The organism is Culturomica sp. (assembly GCF_003524185.1).
Taxonomy (GTDB): Bacteria; Bacteroidota; Bacteroidia; order Bacteroidales; family Marinifilaceae; genus Culturomica; species Culturomica massiliensis.
This window is the reverse complement of record NZ_DOED01000006.1, coordinates 88682-106815: the sequence shown is the minus strand read 5'-3', so window position 1 is coordinate 106815 and position 18134 is coordinate 88682. Positions and strand designations below refer to the sequence as shown.

The 18134-nt window shown below is 44.4% G+C and carries 12 protein-coding genes; all 12 read right to left on the bottom strand.

The annotated features are described in order from the left end of the window. Positions 1 to 4: 4 nt before the first annotated feature. The 12 genes from DD657_RS01910 to DD657_RS01855 all read right to left on the bottom strand — a co-directional run bounded on the left by DD657_RS01910 (position 5) and on the right by DD657_RS01855 (position 18132). Positions 5 to 1312 (bottom strand): NAD(P)/FAD-dependent oxidoreductase, encoded by a 1308-nt coding sequence (locus tag DD657_RS01910; protein ID WP_068691158.1) that lies wholly within the window; start codon positions 1310 to 1312, stop codon positions 5 to 7. A gap of 93 nt (positions 1313 to 1405) precedes the next feature. Next, positions 1406 to 2401: a class II fructose-bisphosphate aldolase gene (locus tag DD657_RS01905; RefSeq protein WP_021989377.1), complete on the bottom strand. Its 996-nt coding sequence runs from the start codon at positions 2399 to 2401 to the stop codon at positions 1406 to 1408. A gap of 133 nt (positions 2402 to 2534) precedes the next feature. Then, positions 2535 to 3200 carry a uracil-DNA glycosylase gene (locus tag DD657_RS01900; RefSeq protein WP_021989376.1) on the bottom strand — a complete coding sequence of 222 codons (666 nt, stop codon included), beginning with the start codon at positions 3198 to 3200 and terminating at the stop codon, positions 2535 to 2537. Between the two features lie 100 nt (positions 3201 to 3300). Continuing rightward, complete coding sequence (locus DD657_RS01895) at positions 3301 to 4413, bottom strand: glutaminyl-peptide cyclotransferase (RefSeq protein WP_287048258.1); 1113 nt, start codon at positions 4411 to 4413, stop codon at positions 3301 to 3303. A gap of 134 nt (positions 4414 to 4547) precedes the next feature. Beyond that, positions 4548 to 6020 carry a cysteine--tRNA ligase gene (cysS, locus tag DD657_RS01890; protein WP_021989374.1) on the bottom strand — a complete coding sequence of 491 codons (1473 nt, stop codon included), beginning with the start codon at positions 6018 to 6020 and terminating at the stop codon, positions 4548 to 4550. 241 nt (positions 6021 to 6261) lie between these two features. Beyond that, on the bottom strand, positions 6262 to 7134 hold the full coding sequence (locus DD657_RS01885; protein WP_021989373.1) for an AraC family transcriptional regulator: 873 nt from the start codon (positions 7132 to 7134) through the stop codon (positions 6262 to 6264). Positions 7135 to 7301: 167 nt separating this feature from the next. After that, on the bottom strand, positions 7302 to 9347 hold the full coding sequence (locus tag DD657_RS01880; RefSeq protein ID WP_287048256.1) for a hypothetical protein: 2046 nt from the start codon (positions 9345 to 9347) through the stop codon (positions 7302 to 7304). A gap of 21 nt (positions 9348 to 9368) precedes the next feature. Continuing rightward, complete coding sequence (locus tag DD657_RS01875; RefSeq protein ID WP_021989371.1) at positions 9369 to 10949, bottom strand: L-serine ammonia-lyase, iron-sulfur-dependent, subunit alpha; 1581 nt, start codon at positions 10947 to 10949, stop codon at positions 9369 to 9371. Between the two features lie 63 nt (positions 10950 to 11012). Then, complete coding sequence (locus tag DD657_RS01870) at positions 11013 to 11996, bottom strand: ornithine cyclodeaminase family protein (RefSeq protein ID WP_021989370.1); 984 nt, start codon at positions 11994 to 11996, stop codon at positions 11013 to 11015. 116 nt (positions 11997 to 12112) lie between these two features. Then, positions 12113 to 13426 carry a hypothetical protein gene (locus DD657_RS01865; protein ID WP_287048254.1) on the bottom strand — a complete coding sequence of 438 codons (1314 nt, stop codon included), beginning with the start codon at positions 13424 to 13426 and terminating at the stop codon, positions 12113 to 12115. 56 nt (positions 13427 to 13482) lie between these two features. Continuing rightward, positions 13483 to 14925, bottom strand: a complete 1443-nt coding sequence (locus DD657_RS01860) for a RagB/SusD family nutrient uptake outer membrane protein (protein ID WP_021989368.1) — start codon at positions 14923 to 14925, stop codon at positions 13483 to 13485. Between the two features lie 96 nt (positions 14926 to 15021). Further along, on the bottom strand, positions 15022 to 18132 hold the full coding sequence (locus DD657_RS01855) for a SusC/RagA family TonB-linked outer membrane protein (protein ID WP_021989367.1): 3111 nt from the start codon (positions 18130 to 18132) through the stop codon (positions 15022 to 15024). Positions 18133 to 18134: the final 2 nt, after the last annotated feature.

The following is an 18134-nucleotide window of genomic DNA, read 5'->3' as shown; positions in this document are numbered from 1 at the left end:
AAATTTACGATTTACAGTTTTTCTCTTTTTCTTCTTCATCCCCGTGTATCGGAGTAAAGATCAGACGGATGGCCTGATCGTATGTAAAATAGTTCCACATCCAGTTGAGCAGAATTTCGAGACGGTTCCGGACGCCTAAAATGGAGCGTAAATGTACGGCCATCCATAAGAACCAGGCGATGAAGCCTTGTGTTTTCAGATACGGAAGGTCGGCAACGGCTTTATTTCGCCCTACGGTGGCCAGGCTGCCTTTGTCCCGGTAATGGAAAGGTGTAAGAGGTTTGTTTTGTCTTGTTTTTATTATATTGGAAGCGAGTAATTTACCTTGCTGGATAGCAACTTGGGCAACTTGCGGATGTCCGTTGGGATAGTTATCTTCGGTTTGAAGACAGATGTCGCCTATGGCATATATGTCTGTCAGGTCTTTTACCTGATTGAATTCATTACACAGAATACGTCCTCCGCGACCGACAGAGGTTAACGGAATACCCCCGAACCGGTTGGCGGTTACGCCACTGACCCAAATGACAGTTTCGGTTGGGAGTTTTTCGTTGCTTTCGAACAAGATACAGTCGTTTTCATAACCGGTAACCTTTGTGTTCAATCGTATATTTACCCCCATTTTCTGTAAGAAATGACAGGCTTTTTGCGATGCCTGTTCCGACATATTGCCGAGCAGACGGGGAGAGCCTTCTATCAGATAGATATTGAAAACCCCACCTCCCAGATCGGGGTAGTCTTTTTGGAAGATATAGCGTTTCATTTCCGTCAAGGCACCTGCAATTTCAACACCCGAGGCTCCGCCGCCGACTACAACAATGTTCAGGAGTTGTTGTCGTTTGGCCGGATCGTCCGTGATCAACGCTTTTTCCAGATTGCTCAATAGTTTTGTACGCAGGGCCATCGCTTCGACGACACTTTTCATGGGCATGACATGGGCTTTCAGGTTTTGCATCCCGAAATAATTGGTATCTGTGCCGGCGGCGATGATCAGGTAATCGTAGGAGATGACACCGATTGTTGTTTCTACCTGTTTTTTTTCCGGGAGGATCCGCTTTACTTCTGTCATCCGAAAATGAAAATCAGGAATCTGCCGGAAATCTTTGCGGAAAGGGAAAGCAATGGAACCCGGGTTTAATCCGGCCGTCGCTACCTGATATAAAAGGGGTTGAAACTGATGGTAGTTGTTACGGTCGAGTAGAACGAGCTGAAAGCGATGACGGCGTAGTTTTGCTATCAGTTTGAGGCCGCCGAAGCCGCCGCCTATAATGACGATTCTGGGATGGGTGTTATCGGGGATATTGGGATTCATTGCATCTTCATTTTGAAAATAAGTATACGTTAAAAGATGCGTTCAGTTACCTAAAAAAATAACACCGGAGAAAACCGGTGTTATCTGGGTGATTTATCCGACTGTATTAGCACTTCCTAATACATTGATCAGTTTGTGCTTGTAGAGTTCTCTTAAAGAGTCGCGGGCCGGTCCGAGGTATTTTCTCGGGTCGAATTCTGCCGGTTTGGTGGCGAAGATTTCGCGGATAGCGGCAGTCATTGCCAAACGACCGTCAGAGTCGATGTTGATTTTACATACGGATGATTTGGCTGCTTCGCGCAGTTGTTCTTCCGGAATACCGATTGCATCTTTCAATGCACCGCCGTATTTGTTGATAATGGCCACTTTGTCCTGCGGAACAGAAGAAGAACCGTGGAGAACGATCGGGAAGCCCGGAATACGTTTTTCAATTTCTTGTAAAATGTCGAAGCGTAATGGAGGAGGAACCAGAATACCGTCAGCATTGCGGGTACATTGTTCCGGTTTGAATTTGTTCGCTCCGTGAGAGGTTCCGATTGAAATAGCCAATGAATCGACACCGGTTTTACTTACGAAATCTTCTACTTCTTCCGGACGGGTATAGGTATGATGTTCTGCCGATACTTCATCTTCAACACCGGCTAACACACCTAACTCACCTTCAACGGTTACATCGTGCTGGTGTGCATAGTCTACTACTTTTCTCGTTAAAGCTACGTTTTCGTCATAGGGGAAATGTGAACCGTCGATCATGACAGATGAAAATCCCATATCGATACAGCTTTTGCAAAGTTCGAAGCTGTCACCGTGATCCAGGTGAAGAGTGATCGGAATATGCAAGCCTAATTCTTTTGCATATTCTACTGCTCCCTGGGCCATATAACGAAGAAGAGTCTGATTAGCATATTTGCGCGCACCACTGGATACCTGTAAGATCACCGGTGATTTACATTCAACGGCAGCCTGTATAATTGCCTGCATTTGCTCCATATTATTGAAGTTGAAAGCAGCAATTGCATATTTGCCTGCCATTGCTTTTTTAAACATTTCTCTGGTATTAACCAGCCCTAATTCTTTGTAGTTAACCATAGCTTGTGTATTAAATAATTGAATTTTGCATCAAAAATAGGAAATTCCTGATAAAGAATCGTATAAAATAAAGTAAAAAACTACTCACTCGTTTTCGGACAAAGCAGGGGCAAAAGGGTCCGGAATATCTCTTTTACCACTTGATTTCTTCCAGACCGTGTTCCCGGAGATATTGGTTTGTCCGGCTGAATTGATGGTTGCCGAACCAACCCCCACGGTTGGCGGAAAGGGGAGAGGGATGAACACATTTCAGAACCAGGTTGTTTTGGGTGTTGATAAAGGCACCTTTGCGTTGAGCGTATGATCCCCATAACAGGAAAACCAGATTGCTTTTGGTTGCAGCGAGCCGTTGAATAACAGCATCTGTGAATGTTTCCCAGCCTTTATTCTGATGAGAACCGGCGCAATGAGCCCTTACGGTTAAGGTTGCGTTGAGCAGTAAGACCCCCTGGTCAGCCCAGCGTTCCAGGTTGCCGGAAACGGGAACGGTCGTCCCGAGATCGTCCCGGATCTCTTTAAAAATGTTCTGTAAAGAAGGCGGCTGCTCGATGCCTTCCGGAACGGAGAAACAAAGTCCGTGAGCTTGTCCCGGGCCGTGATAAGGGTCCTGTCCCAGAATAACGACTTTGGTTTTATCTACCGGACAATGGTTGAACGCATTGAATATCAGCTTTCCGGGCGGATAGATACGTTGCGTTTTATATTCCTCTTTGACAAAAGCGATCAATTCTGCGAAATACGGTTTTTCAAACTCGTCTTTTAACAATTCTTTCCAGGATTCTTCAATCTTGACGTCCATGATTCGAAATTTACGATGTTGGATTTACGACTTAAATTGAACCTGCAAACCGGTTTTAGGATAAAGAGATGAGTCGTAAATCATAAATGATTGCACACTATTATTTTGCCTGACCTCTGATTTTCAATTCAAACATCTTCGGCCAGCGTTTGCCTGTGACATATACTGTTTTTTTTCCGGGATTCCAGGCGATACCGTTCAATACATTATCACTGTCGCCCAAATTATTCCTTTCATTCGGAGATAATATCCGGCTTAAATCGATCTCCCCCTTTATCTCTCCACTTTCCGGGTCTATCAGTACGATGCGGTCCTGCATCCACACGTTTGCCCAGATCAACCCGTCGATATATTCCAATTCGTTGAGCCGGTCTACCGGTCCGTTGTTGTCATATACTTCTGTTTCTTTTATTACATTGAAAGAAGAAGGGGCGATGTGAAATAATTTGTTACTTCCGTCGCTCATGATCAGTTTTTCTCCCATAGTTGTAATACCCCAGCCTTGTGTGTTATAGTTGAAGGTGGATTCCAGGGAAAAGCTTTTGACGTCGTAGATGAATCCTTTCCGGGAGGTCCAGGTCAATTGATATATCTTGTCTTTGTAGATGGTTATGCCTTCTCCGAAAAACTTACTGTCTATGTTTAATGTGGAAAGGATTTTTCCGGTATTCATGTCTGTCTTCCGGATACCGGATTCGCCGTATTGCCCGGTGCTTTCATATAGAAATCCGTCCTGATAGACTAAGCCTTGGGTATAAGCTTTCGGATCGTGTGCGTATGTTGTTACGACATCATAGGTATATTTACGGGGGGCTTTGTCCGGTTTTACGACAATGGTTTGCGTGCTTATGCTTCTTTTGTTATCCGGATGAAAGACCGTCACTTTAAGGGTGGAAGGACCGACTTTACTTGTCGGAACCGTAAAACTGAACGTTTGTATGCCTTTTCCCGTCGTTCCGATCTGTTTCCCGTTCAGAAAGATGTGTGCCGAATCGACTTCAAACCGTTCTTTAGCTGTAAACGAGAGATTTACAGGATCGTGAAACCGGAAATTTTCTTGTTTGGCCGGAGTCTCGATTTTTATGCCGTTGACATATTTGATGTTTTCTTTAGGAGTACCGGCTGGCACCGGAGGGGCAGCCGTTTTCTTTTCCGATGGATTGTTACCGCAAGAAAACAGAAGAAGTACAATACAGATAAACAGGTACGGCATACTCATTTATATTAAGTCGTGCATATTGTAATTTCAGATTTACGATTTCAGATTACATTCCGTCCGGCCCGAATTTCTGAAAAAATCCTAAATCGTAAATCTAAAATTAATATTGAATAATTTCAACTGTAAAATTATTCGATGTTCCATTCATAACCGTCTTTCGTGTCTTTTATGTTGACACCGGCATTTTTCAGATCATCCCGGATTTTGTCGGACGTAGCCCAGTCTTTTTTTTGCTTTGCCTCTGTACGGATAGACATAACCATATCCAGAACTTTACCGAGCGCTTCATGGTCTTTGCCTATTGACTCGGTTTCTGCTTTCAGTCCGAGGATATCGAATACAAAGTCGTGGTATAGTTTTTTCAGGCGATCCAGGTTGGCCCGATTGATCTGCTCTTTTCCGGCTGCAATCGAATTGATGATGCGTACGCCTTCGAACAATTGAGAGATCAATATGGGGGTATTCAGGTCATCGCTCATCGCTTCCGTGCATTTGGTCCACAATTCTTCCACATCGACCGTATTTTGAGTAGACGGAGTCAGTTTGTTCAAAACCTCAACGGCTGCCATCAAACGTTCGTAACCTTTTTCCGCTGCTTTCAATGCTTCGTTGGAGAAATCGAGCGGGCTGCGGTAATGTGCCTGTAAGATAAAAAAGCGAACGGTCATCGGAGAATAAGCCTGCTCCAAAACGTCATTTTCGCCATTGAACAATTGGTCCAGAGTGATGAAATTCCCTAACGATTTTCCCATTTTCTGCCCGTTGATGGTTACCATATTGTTGTGCATCCAGTAACGGACAGCCTCGTGTCCGTAGGCAGCGGTACTCTGGGCGATTTCGCATTCGTGGTGAGGAAATTGCAAATCGAGTCCGCCACCGTGAATGTCGAACGTATCTCCCAGGTATTTTTGGCTCATACACGAACATTCCAGGTGCCATCCGGGGAAACCTTCACTCCATGGAGAAGGCCAGCGCATGATGTGTTCCGGAGTCGCTTTTTTCCACAATGCAAAATCGTAAGGATTGCGCTTTTCGTTTTGTCCGTCGAGTTGACGGGTGTTGGCGAACAACTCTTCTACTTTTCGTCCGGAGAGTTTTCCGTATTGGTATTTTTTATTATAAGCTTCGACATCGAAGTATATGCTGCCTTCGCTCTCGTAGGCAAAGCCATTTTCCAGAATTTTTTTTACCAATGCCTGTTGCTCGATGATATGTCCGGATGCATGTGGTTCGATGCTCGGCGGCAAGGTGTTCAACTGTTCCATATTTTTGTGGTAACGGTTGGTATAGAATTGGACAATCTCCATGGGTTCCAGCCGGTCGAGCCTGGCTTTTTTCTCGATTTTGTCTTCCCCGTCATCGCTGTCATTCGTCAGATGACCGACGTCCGTAATGTTCCGGATGTATCGCACCTTATATCCCAAATATTGCAAATACCGGAATAAGATATCGAAGGTAATGGCCGGCCGGGCATGTCCCAGATGTGCATCACCGTACACTGTCGGACCGCAGACATACAAGCCTACGAAAGGCGGATTTAACGGTTGAAACTCCTCTTTCCGGCGCGACATGGTGTTATATATCGTCAATTTCTGCTCCATGATCTTCTTTTATTTTACGATATTGAATGAGGTATGAAAAATGCATACCTTTATGTTTTTAATCAATTTGTAAAAGTAAAGAAAAAAACAGAAAGTAAAAAATCTTTTGTAATAACGGGGTTATGGAGAAATGAACACTCGTAAATTTTAGATTTACGATTTACGATTTTTGATTGATTCATTCTGAAGAGTTGATTTCATAATTCAGCGGGTTGGCTTGTGTGTCTGATCTAAAATTCATTCAGACTTGGTGTTCGTTGATTTTTTTTTGGTATTCGGAAGGGGTTGATCCGATGAGTTTTTTAAATTGACGGATGAAGTTGGATAAATTACTGAATCCGGATTGGTAAGCAATTTCCGTAATGTTCATTTTGCCTTCGACCAAGTGTTTACATGCCATTCCGATTCTCACTTCCGTGAGAAACTGCACAAAGGTTTTTGTTGTCCGCTGTTTGAAAAATTTACAAAAGCTGTAATGAGACATGTTTACCAAAGCAGAAATCTCATTGAGGTGTATCGGGTTGTGATAATTTTTTAATACGTATTCGTAAACGGTGTTGATTTTGGAGCATTCGTCTTTTTGCTTTAGAGTGGGTGTTTGTAATAAGGAAATCATCTCCAGCTCTTTGGAAAGTGATAATTCATTCAATACCTTTAATAAATCCAATATCCGGTCGAAACCTTTCTTTTGTCCGATGTCGTTTAAGATAAGGCGGAGTTCCCCGTGATGACTGCAAGACAATTTGATCCCGTATATCGATTTATGGAGCAGTTCTTTTATACGACCGGCTTCGGGAATTGAGAACAGACCTTCTCCGAACGATTTTTCCGTAAAAAAGATGGATACGGCATCTACTTTGGGAACAGAGTTATCGTGATAGGTATCGTCGTTTTGAAATACATGTGGAATATTGGGGCCGATGATAAATATGTCTCCCGGAGAAAATCTGTACATTTTATCAGCTACAAATAGAAAACCATTGCTTTTCCGGATAATTGTCAATTGATATTCCGGATGAAAATGCAATAAAGAATAAAAATGTGGAAGTTCCCATTCTTCAATCTTCAAAGATTCTTGTTGATGTAATGTAACTTTGAAGTATAGTGAATCCATATAGTGAAATAAATGTTCAAAAACAATATTCGGCTAAATATTGCCGGTATATGTATGGTGTATACGTATACCGGCGTTTGGTGTTACACTGTTTATTGTTCTAAAGTTGTACGATATTTCATGCAATTATAAAAAATATTTTTTCAACATTGCCTTTGCAGCAGGGTTTATTTTCTTGAAGAAGTATTAAAATATTCAATGGCTTTCAGGGCATCCTGCATAAGAGATTCTGTTGAAACAGGGGCACTTACGGCCTTTTCCATCCACAGATCGGTTAGTGTACATCCTTCCCGGCAGGCTTTTTTCAGTTCTTCGGTTAAATCTGACGAAACCGAAGTTTTGTGAAGTTGGTACATGATAACATTTCCTAAAAAGTAATTGTACAGGTATAAATCCCCCGTAATATAGTGATTATAGATCGACAGGATATGCTGATCCCGGATGTGGAATATTTTTGAAAAATACGTGTTCCAAATCGTACTGCTGATATGAAGTACGGCTTCTTTCAGTTCCTGCGCAGTTGCTTCCGGATGGGCGTATAACCATTTCCAGGTTTCTATCTCGGTCAGGGTCTGTCCTCCCATTTCCAGCAGATACCAAATGGTAGCCAGATTGAGCAGGTGTTGTTTTTCTTCCGGAGAGAAGGGATGCAAATCCAGTGCTTCTGCATTTTTATAGGCAAATAATTCGGCGAATGCTTCCGTGATGGCATCACAAGGTACGCCTGCCAAACGGAAATAGTCGATATTGTTTGTACAAAACACACCGCATATGCAATGACCTAATTCGTGCATGCTGACACGAAAAGCTTTATAATCCAATCCCTGCTTGCCGAACATTGTGGTCAGGAGAGCAGTATCTCCCGGCAGAGAGGGTTGAGAGGAGTAGCCTCCGGATACGACGGGGCGTACTGAGATATGTGAGCCGATAAAGTGAGCGTCCTGGGGATGGATTCCCATTTTTATAAGCAGATTTGGTAAATCTTTTCGGAAAGTTTGAGGATCCGGATAACGGGAATGCGTCAGAGAATCCAGATAGCCGGCAGAAAATGCGGATTGTTCTTGAAAACCGCTGTACCAGATATCGTAAGGCCGGAGTTTTCGTCCCAGTCGTTTTTCAATGATTCTACCGATTTCGGACAGAAGAGGATCTGCCAGAAAATTGCGGATCAGTGTTTCTGTTTTTTCAAGAGAGACGGAGCTTTTGTCGAAAGTGCGTTGAATTGTTGTCGTTTGGGGGGTATAACTCTGGTCCGTGAACATTTTTTCCTTCATACAAGCCAGAAGGCCGGCATAACGGTGAAGGTTTTCTGTTTCATAGTTTTTGATTTCCTTTTGTTTCCCGTTTTCCATTTTGTATAGCTTGCCTGCCGAAGGGTTCCAGCGGGTTGTTGTATCTTTAAGGAAAAGTACGGGAATGTTTCCTGTCGTTGCATTTTCGGCGATCGCGTATAACAGTTCCTGGCGGGAGGTTCCGCCGGGAGCAGTATATTCTTGTTTGATCTGATCTCTGAGACCCCGGTGGCAATGTAAAGCTATTTCGTCGGTATACAGGTATTTCCCTTTTTTATCGGTAATGCGATCTATGCTGAAAAAATAATGCTCCATATAGCGCTTGAAATGGTTGGCTTTTTCCGTAAACGGATTTGAAGAAAATCGGTCGTGCCGAAAAGCATAAGAGTCACCGAGGCAAACCATGGCCCATTTTTCCCGGGTCCATTCCCGGCAATGCCGTTGTTTCTCTGCAAAGGTGTAATAGGGAAAATTGAGTTGTACATAATGGGCGAATTTTGCAGAGTAATGGTCAGAACCGGGGAGGATACGTTGCAGGTAGTCGTCGGCCTCGAGTTTAGGGGTATCCGTATAATAATCCGATTCGTGAAAAAGGGTCGAGATTTTATACAACATGCCTTCCATGTAAGTCAGGTTGTCGATGATTCGTCTGAAATTGGAATGCAGGGTATTGCCGCTCATGAAGTACCGGAGGCAAAAATCAGCAAACTCTTGTTCCGTACCGTCGCCGGACCGCCAATTCCGGGCCAGTTGCGATACTCCTTTACGGATACGTTCTGTTTCGCTTTGTCCGTGTTGTTTTTCCAACTCTGTTTGTACTTTTTCGATGATATCGTTATTTATCGGCGATTGTGCCGGAGAAATACAGGGTAACGTCCATAGAAAAGTACATAGGCAGAAGAGATAGAAGAATGTTTTCATAGGTCTTGGCATAGTTAGTCGTTATTCGTCCAAATTTTTTAATTGTTTTTCGATCGCCAGGGAGGTCGGGGTGACGGATAATCCACCCAGTGCTGTACAACGAAGTTTTGCCGGAAGTGAACGTCCGACTTCGTCCATTGCAGCAATGACTTCATCCAGAGGAAGAACGGCATTTACGCCGGCAGTGATGAGATTTGCTGCGGTGAATCCGTTTGTTGCAGCCAGGATATTCTTACCCAGGCAAGGTACTTCTACCCGGTTTGCGACAGGATCGCAAACCATTCCGAAGATATTTTGTAGGGCGAAAGAACTGGCTTGCAGGGCTGTCCGGGCAGAGCCTCCCATTAACTGTACTATCGCGGCGGCGGCCATGCCGGAAGCTGATCCGCATTCTGCCTGACAGCCTGCGACTTCTGCGGAGAAGGTGGATCGTTGAGCGATGAGCACACCTACAATACCTGCGGCAAGTAAGGCTTTGATGCAATCTTCTTCCGTAAAGCCACAGCAGTCGGCGCTTCCTAAAATGGCTCCGGGGATTGCGGCACAGGAGCCGGCGGTTGGGGCAGCAACGATAGTACCGAAAGCGCTTTTTGTCTCCATCACGGCCATCGTATATTGGGAAATTTTATTGATCAGAGGAGCTTGTAATAGGCGGGCAGCAGCATTCTCCATTAGATGGGATTGTTGCTGAAGAATCCGGTTTTTATAAAAAGTGCCTTGTAGTCCGTTTTGGACTGCCTGACGCATTATTTTCAGAATGCCGGCCGCCATTTTCCACACTTCATCTTCTGAAATGTTACCTCTTTGGGACTCGTATTTCAAAGCCATTTCCCACAATTGAGTGTCCGGCTTCGGAAACGCATTTTCCAGTTCGGCCGCCGTATGGAAAAGGATCCGGTTTCGGCATCCGGACGTGACGGGTAATACAGGTGAGGTGTACCTGTATTTGTTGCAGTTGAATTGGCGTGTAATACAGGCAATGGTTTTTTCTTCCAATGCCTGTGAAAATTTCAGGTGGATGAGATGATCCTGATTTCGGCAATGTATGGTATGGTTTTCGAGGGAAATGTCCTGAAATATCCTGCTGTTTTTCACTTGTTCGCTGATATCGCCGGGAGTATCGGGCAGGTAAAGTAACAGTTCCCAATAGTCGCCGTAAATTTCTGCCGGAAAACCGTCAATCTCTGTGATTTGTATCATCCCTCCTCCGGTAGATAGGGCCGTCAGGCTGAAAGACGAGCTATCGCTTGTCGTTAATGAAAGCTTGTAAGTGTTGGGATGTGTCGCTTCATATTTCCGGATGTGAAATTGGATATCCAGGCCGTTTTGTGCAGCCAGGGATAATGACTTCAACAGCTCGGGCGAAGAGAGGGACAACCCCAACAATCCACCTGCCAGGCCGATATCTGAACCTTGGGTATGGTAAGTTGTGGCAAGCGAGCCGTCCGGGGTAAATTCGACCACTGCTTTTTGGATTTTTCCGCCGGCCAATTGCCTTGCCAACTGTCCGATTCTGGCAGCGGCTGCCGTATGTGAACTCGAAGGCCCCCGCATTACCGGGCCTAAAACGTCATTGAAAATACTTACCGGTAGGTCCATCATGTCTGTGTATTTGGTTTTAAACGAAACGCAGAGTTTAACAAGTCAATGGATTTAGACGTTGTTTTATAATTGAATATTGATTCCCATGCCTTGCTGACAAGCTTGGCGGTAGGCATAATTGGCAGCCGCTAAATCTTGTATCGCAATTCCGACGCTCTTGAAAACAGTAATTTCCTCCGGAGAAGTACGTCCTGGAATCCGGGACAGCAAAACTTCTCCGATTTCCCCCTTATAATGTTCCGGAGGCAGCAAACCTTCGGATAAAGGTATAATAATGTCGCCGCTTTCCGAAAAACAGGAGTCTTTGTGATCGACAAAGAGTGAAGCCGAAGTGAAAATATTTGTCGGTAATTCGTGCATACTCGGATTGTAGGAACCGATGGCATTGATATGTACTCCTTTTTTCAGCAATTCAAGCGGAAATAACGGTTGTTTCGAATTCGTTACGGTGCTGATAATATCGGCTTCCGGAAGGACGGACAAGTCTTCTCCCGGATATAAGCTGACCTGTCCGAGATTTTGGTAATGCCGGATAAATCTGTCGATGGCCTCTTTGTTAATATCGAAGATATAGGCTTTTTTAATATTACGGGCACAACAAACGGCTTCGAACTGGGTATATCCTTGGGCTCCGGCTCCGAAAAGCACGAATGTTTCCGAGTCTTCCCGGGAAAGGGCACGGGTGGCGACACCGCTGGCAGCTCCTGTCCGCAGGGCTGTCAGATAGGTGCCGTCTAGGATGGCTTGGGTCGTGTTGTTCTCGGGATCGATGAGAACGACAATTCCTTGTATAGTCGGATGCCCGTTTTTACCTCCCGTTTTATATTGGCTCAAAAGTTTGATGCCGACAGAGTGCAGGGAAGGCATGAGTGAAGGCTTGTAAAAAAGCGTAAGCTCGTTTTCCCCGAAATCCGTTATTGTCCGTAAAGGCATATTTACATTTTTAGCCGATAAATCGCAGAATGCCGTTGCAATGGTATTTATCGCTTCTTTCATAGATACCAGGTTTTTAATATCTTCGGAAGAAAGAATTTTTATCGTATTCATGAGTTTTATGTAACCTAAAATAATTATTGATACATTTTAAAGTTTCAATCGCCGTTGTTTTATGTGACGGTCAAAATAATGGAATAGATGAATGACTTGCTATTCCGGAAATCATTTTATTCTTTAAAATGGATCGGATTCCATATATATTCCATCAGTTGATAGCCGACAGGGTCGAATGTTTTCAATTGTTCTTTGCGGAACGGATAATAATCATTTTCCCCGAAGTAGGCTTCTGTAATTTCGGAGAAATATTCTTTCTCGTTATCCATAGCGTAAGCTTTTTGCTTGACGATTTCGTTTCCGGTATTGTAATCGACCAGGTCGTAAATGTGAGAATTTTGGGCCTGTTCAAAGGCCGATGTTATCAATATACCGTCTTTATAAGCATTCAATTGATACATGTGGGCCAATTCGTGTAAAATCATCATGGGTTGGTTGGCTTTACACCATTTGATAAAATTTTCCATGTTGGAAATTTCTATACAGTTGTATTTTTCAGGTAATCTGCCGTTATCGATGAGCCAGCCTCTGTCGGGGTGGTATTCGGCAGCCCCTCCGATTGTCGATCCGGAACCGATTTCCATCCATATCTTGCGGCGTTTAAAGAAATCGGTAAATTCCCTAGGGACAAGCCGGTTGATTTCTTCCAATTTTGATTGCAGGAAAGGAAGGGCTTCGGCAGTTAAAGGGTTGTTTTCATGTGTCTTCAAAACCATAACATCATATCCGTTTATTTGATAACGATTGTATTGTTTTATGGCTCTTTCTCCCCAGAAATATTCCATTAAGGCGAATCCCTTGGGATCGAATTGCTGCAAATCATGATAATCGCAGGGGTATCCGTTGTTTTTTCCCCAGTAGGTTTCGGATAACTCGGCAAAATAACCGATAGGGTCGGAGAATGTCAAACCGTTTTCTGGTATATTTGTATAAATACCCGATTCGACGGCTTCCCGATAGGCTTCTTCGATTTTATCCGTATACGCGGACAGGTAACGATGCTGGTATTGCCGCGCCAGGAAATGAAGGAGAAGGGAAGGTTGTTTTTGCAACGATGTCTGATAGTATTGAAGCAAATCGTTGAAAATAATCGTATCTGCTTTTTCCGTATCGTCTGATAAATATTCTATCAGGGGCTTGTCCTTTGCATCCCGGATGACGAAGGTGATTTTTTTCATTTTGAGAAGGGCAGGCTCGGGGATAATGCTGCCCAGTTCATCCAGATTTTTGGATAAATAGCGATATGCATTGTCTGTTTCGCTGTTCCAGGTAAAATCCGTTGTGATTTTCAGTGTAAATCCGAATACTTGGGCGACGGTATTTCCGGAAGGGGGAGTCGAGGGCTCCGGGCCGGATTCAGAATCTTTGTCGCATCCCATCAAATTCCAGCAAACCAGGAAGTTTAAAAGTAGAAATATAGCTCTCATAATTTTTCAAATTTGGTTCGGTTGTTTTATAATTTATTTCCTGAATATCAATAAGTTTAATAGGTGTATACCCCCGTATTGGGATTTTGATCTTCGGGCAGAATACCTTTGTTGACATCCAGTTCGCTTCGTGGAATCTGAAAAATAAATTTCCAGGAATTAGCCGGAAAATTTTTCAGACTTTGATGATCTCCTTCTCTGACAAGAGATTTTTGGTTTCTGAGCAAATCGAACAGACTGAATCCTTCCGCCCACAATTCTTTTCTTCTTTCCAGTAATATCAATTCGATGAGTTCGTTACCTTTTCGGTCGGTTTTTCGGGCATTGGGGTCCCGTTTGGCCTGCAATTCATATAGCAGGTCCTGGGCATGGGTTTCGTCCCCGTCTTTGGCGGAAGCTTCTGCTTCTATCAACAGCATTTCTGAGGAGCGCATCAGGACCATGTGTCCGATATTCAGTGTAGCCGGCTCTCTGAATTTCCGGTTGCCGAGCAGGCTTCCTACCGGTGTAATCAATGTTCCGCGCACATCCGTATCGGAATATTTTTCCACCAGCTTATCGTTTATCCTGAAACTTTTTTGATCGCCTCTTTCAAAATCCAGTATGGAAAAGGTGCTCCCCCATCCGACATTCTCGGTAGACGTTTGATGTATACCCCAAATCCATTCGGGATTGCTCATGTTGTTGAAACCCTCCGTCCATTGTTCGGCGCTCATCAGCGGATAACCTGCCCGGGCCTGTTGGGCCATTGCGGCTGCTTCATGCCACCTTCCCATGGTTAAGTATACCCGGGCCAGTATACCGGCGGCTACATTTGCATTGATATAGTATTTACTTTCTCTTTGAGTCGGTAAGGACAGTACGGCTTTTTCCAGATCGGTCGTGATGACTTTATAGATTTTTTCGACAGAAGCTCTGGGGTTGTTTTCCGCATTTCCTTTGGCCGGAGTGGTATAGAGAGGAACACCAGGCATCTGTTTGGCAATTGTATAAGTCTGCTGGTATAATTGTATCAGGTGAAAGTAAGCAAATGCTCGGAGTGCCCGGGCTTCTCCGGCAATGGCTTCTTTTTCACTGACCGGTCCTTCTGCGTCATCGATGTAAAATAAAATGTTGTTGCAGTTATTGATAATAATGTAATAAAAGCGCCAGAAATGATCGGTTTTGAATTCGGTTTCACTACCGGTATGCCAGTAGTCGTAGTCATACCAGTACCAGGTGCCCGGTTGCATCGTAATGTCAGTGCCCATGACGTCGAATGTGAGGAGGTTGGTATGGAGTCCGCAGCAATCCATCCGGACATGAGGAGTACATCCCCAGGAACGCATGTATTTGTATATACCGTAAAGAACTCCTCTTGTGGAAGCCGTTGTTTTGTAAATCAGCTTGTCGCCCAGATCTGTGCTCGATTTGGTCTCCAGAAAGTCCTGCGAACAGGAAAAGAGACTCATACAGAGAAACAGATACGCTGTAATTCGGATGTTATTCTTTGTTTTCATGATCTTTCATTAAATAAATACGCTACAATAAATTAATGATACATTTCGGATGGGTTTTCTTTATCCGTTTCCGTTGAAAATCCGGATACCGGTTTGTTAAAAAGTCAGATCCAGTCCGAAAGATATTTTTCTCATGGTCGTCAGCCGGTTGCTGGCGACACCGGAAATATCCGTTTCCGGGTCCATGCCTTTGTGTTTGCTCCAGGTAAACAGGTTGTCTCCTTTGAAATATATGCGTAAAGATTTCAGGTTAAATCTTTCCATCAATTTTGCCGGCAAACGATAACCGAAAGTGATATTTTTTACCCGTACATAGGAAGCATCATACAGGAAGCGGGTGGACGTGCTGTTCCAATTGTTGGAATAGGTTGTAGCCCGTGGTACGTTGGTATGACGGTTGTCGGGGGTCCAGCGGTTCAGCAGGTCTTTGCTCCAGTTGTAACCGATATTGCTTCCCGTATGCATGATGGAGGCGTAGTCGCTGTCATAGACTTGTCCGCCTATGCTGTAATACAGGAAAACGGAAAGGTCGAAATTCCGGTAGTAGAAATTATTGGTAAATCCACCGAAAACTTTCGGAAGGGCTGATTTTTGATAATGGCGGGTAGCATCGCTGTAATTGGTTACTTTTACCTTTCCTGCCACTACTTTTTCACCGTTTGCATTCGTGATGTATTGGTTGTTGGCATCCCGGTCGTATACATCCTGCCAGAAGTAACCGTCTCCGGTGTCCGGGTCTACGCCGGCCCATTCGGGCATAAAGAAATCGTATACAGATTTACCTACCTTCCATTTGTGCAATCCGTTTACCTTTTCTTCCATCGGTAGTTTGAGAATTTTATTCCGGTAATGGGAAAGATTGAAATCGGTTTCCCAACGGAAGTCTTTTGTAAGGATGTTTACAGAGTTGATTTGTAATTCTATACCCCGGTTTCTCACGTCTCCGATATTGTCTTTGATACTTCCGACACCGGTAGAAGGGGGCAGGTCTCTCCAAAAGAGCAGATTTTTGGTTGTTCTGTCATACCACTCGAATGAGAAATCAATGCGATTCCAGAGGCGGGCGTCCAGACCGATGTTAATTTGGTAGTTGCTTTCCCATCGTAGATTGGGAGTAGGTAGTGAACCGACCAGGTAGCCGGGATGGTCGTAATCGTTCCAGCCGGAAGTGTACGTGCCCTGATAACCGTACAGGGAGCCGATATTGTCATTTCCCTGTGAACCGTAACTGGCTTTTAATTTGAGGTTGTTGATCCAGGAAACATTTTTCAGGAATTCTTCGTTCGAGATTCGCCAGGAGGCGCCTACAGACCAGAAGTTACCCCATCTTTGGTCTTTGCTGAAGCGGGAAGAACCGTCGGTGCGGAAACTACCGGAGAGATAGTATTTGTTCATAAAGTCGTACTCGATTTTACTCAGCCAGCTTTCCAGTCTCAGGTTGTCTTCGGAAGAAGAAGCGTTCAATAGCGTAGCTGCTGCATTCAGTTCATAAATGCCGCCCATGGGGAAGCGTTCTTTTTCTCCTGAAAGGAAATTCGAACGGCTGGAATAGGCTTCGTGGCCGGCCAGTATGTTGATGTGATGCTGGTTGAATTGTTTGTCCCAAGTCAAAAGCGTGTTGAATGTGTAGACGAAAAACCGGTTTCTGCTTCTGGAAGATTTGCCTTCTGTCTGGGCGGACCAGCCGTACAGGTTATTGTAGTAATCATAACCGCTGCCGATGGAATAATCGACACCTAAGGTTGTTTTGAATTGTATGTTGTACGGAAGGTTTATACCAGCCTGAAGACGTGCGGTGACGTTGTCGAGTTCGGAATACCTTTGATCGTATTGGGCTTCTCCCAAAGGGTTGGTATTGGGCCAGGCTGTTGTCGGTCGGTAGGAACCGAAATCGAGTATCCTGTTGCCGTTTTCATCTGTTCTGTATGTTTGTTTTTCCTTGTCCCATTCATAAATCGGATAGATATCCGGTACTTCGCGGACGAATCGGATGACCCGGCTTTGATCCGGAGAGTTATATAAGGAATGTGCAAGGGAGGTGTTTAAACCCACTTCAAACCATTCCCTGATTTTTGTATTGACATTTACACGTCCTGAATAACGCTTGAATTCGGATACTGTCAGAGAGCCTTTATCGTCTAAATATCCCAGAGAGATAAAATAATCGGTTGTCTTGGTAGAGCCGCTGACATCTGCGTTCATCTCCATGCGGAGGCGGTTTTTAAACAGGGCGTCTTTCCAACTGTTACCTTTCCACAGGTATTGACTTCCCGGAACAAGTTTACCGTCAATACCGACAGGTGTGTTGTTGTCATAGGCATTTATACGTAAATAGTTGGTCAGATTTTCTGTGGCGTATGAAGCCGCAGCGTAGGAACTGACACCGTTGCCGTTGTCCAGATATCCGTTGCGGATGGCTTCCCAGGCCATTTCGTGGTATTGCCGCGGAGAAAGAACCTCCGGCAAGTCTACTGCCAATTGAGAAAAACCGAAGCTGGAACGGAAATTGAATTGCGGTTTTTCCGTTTTTCCTTTTTTGGTTGTAATCAGTACCACGCCGCTGGCAGCACGTGAACCGTATAAGGCAGTGGCAGACGCATCCTTTAAAATGGTGATGGTTTCGATGTCGTTGGGGTTGATGGCGTTGACGTATCCTCCGTAGGGAGTTCCGTCGACAACATATAAAGGTGAGCTGACCCCGTTGATTGAACTGATACCCCGTATCCTTATGGTTGCGTCGCTTCCCGGCTGTCCGTCGCTGTCGATAACCTGTACGCCCGATCCTGCTCCTTGCAGGAGTTGGGAAATGTTGGATACCTGTAACTTTTCGATTTTTTTGTTATCAATAACAGAGGCCGATCCGGTAAAAGAAGCCTTTTTCGATGTTCCGTAGGCCGTTACCATGACTTCTTCCAGTTGCAATACGTCTTCTTTCAAACGGATTTTCATATCCGTTTTTGCCGGATGCTCTTGTGTAATCATACCGACAAAACTGAAGACGAGGATAGGAGACGTTCCTTGTGTTTTGATATTGAAATTTCCGTTTACGTCTGTGATGACGGCATTATAGGTCCCTTTCTCCAGAACGGTTACCCCGACTAAGGGTTGATTGTCCTGATCGGATACAACTTCTCCATTGAATATTTTCCCTTGTCCGAAGAGAAAGAATGGATAAAGACATCCTAGAAGTATGATTAATTTTTTCATGA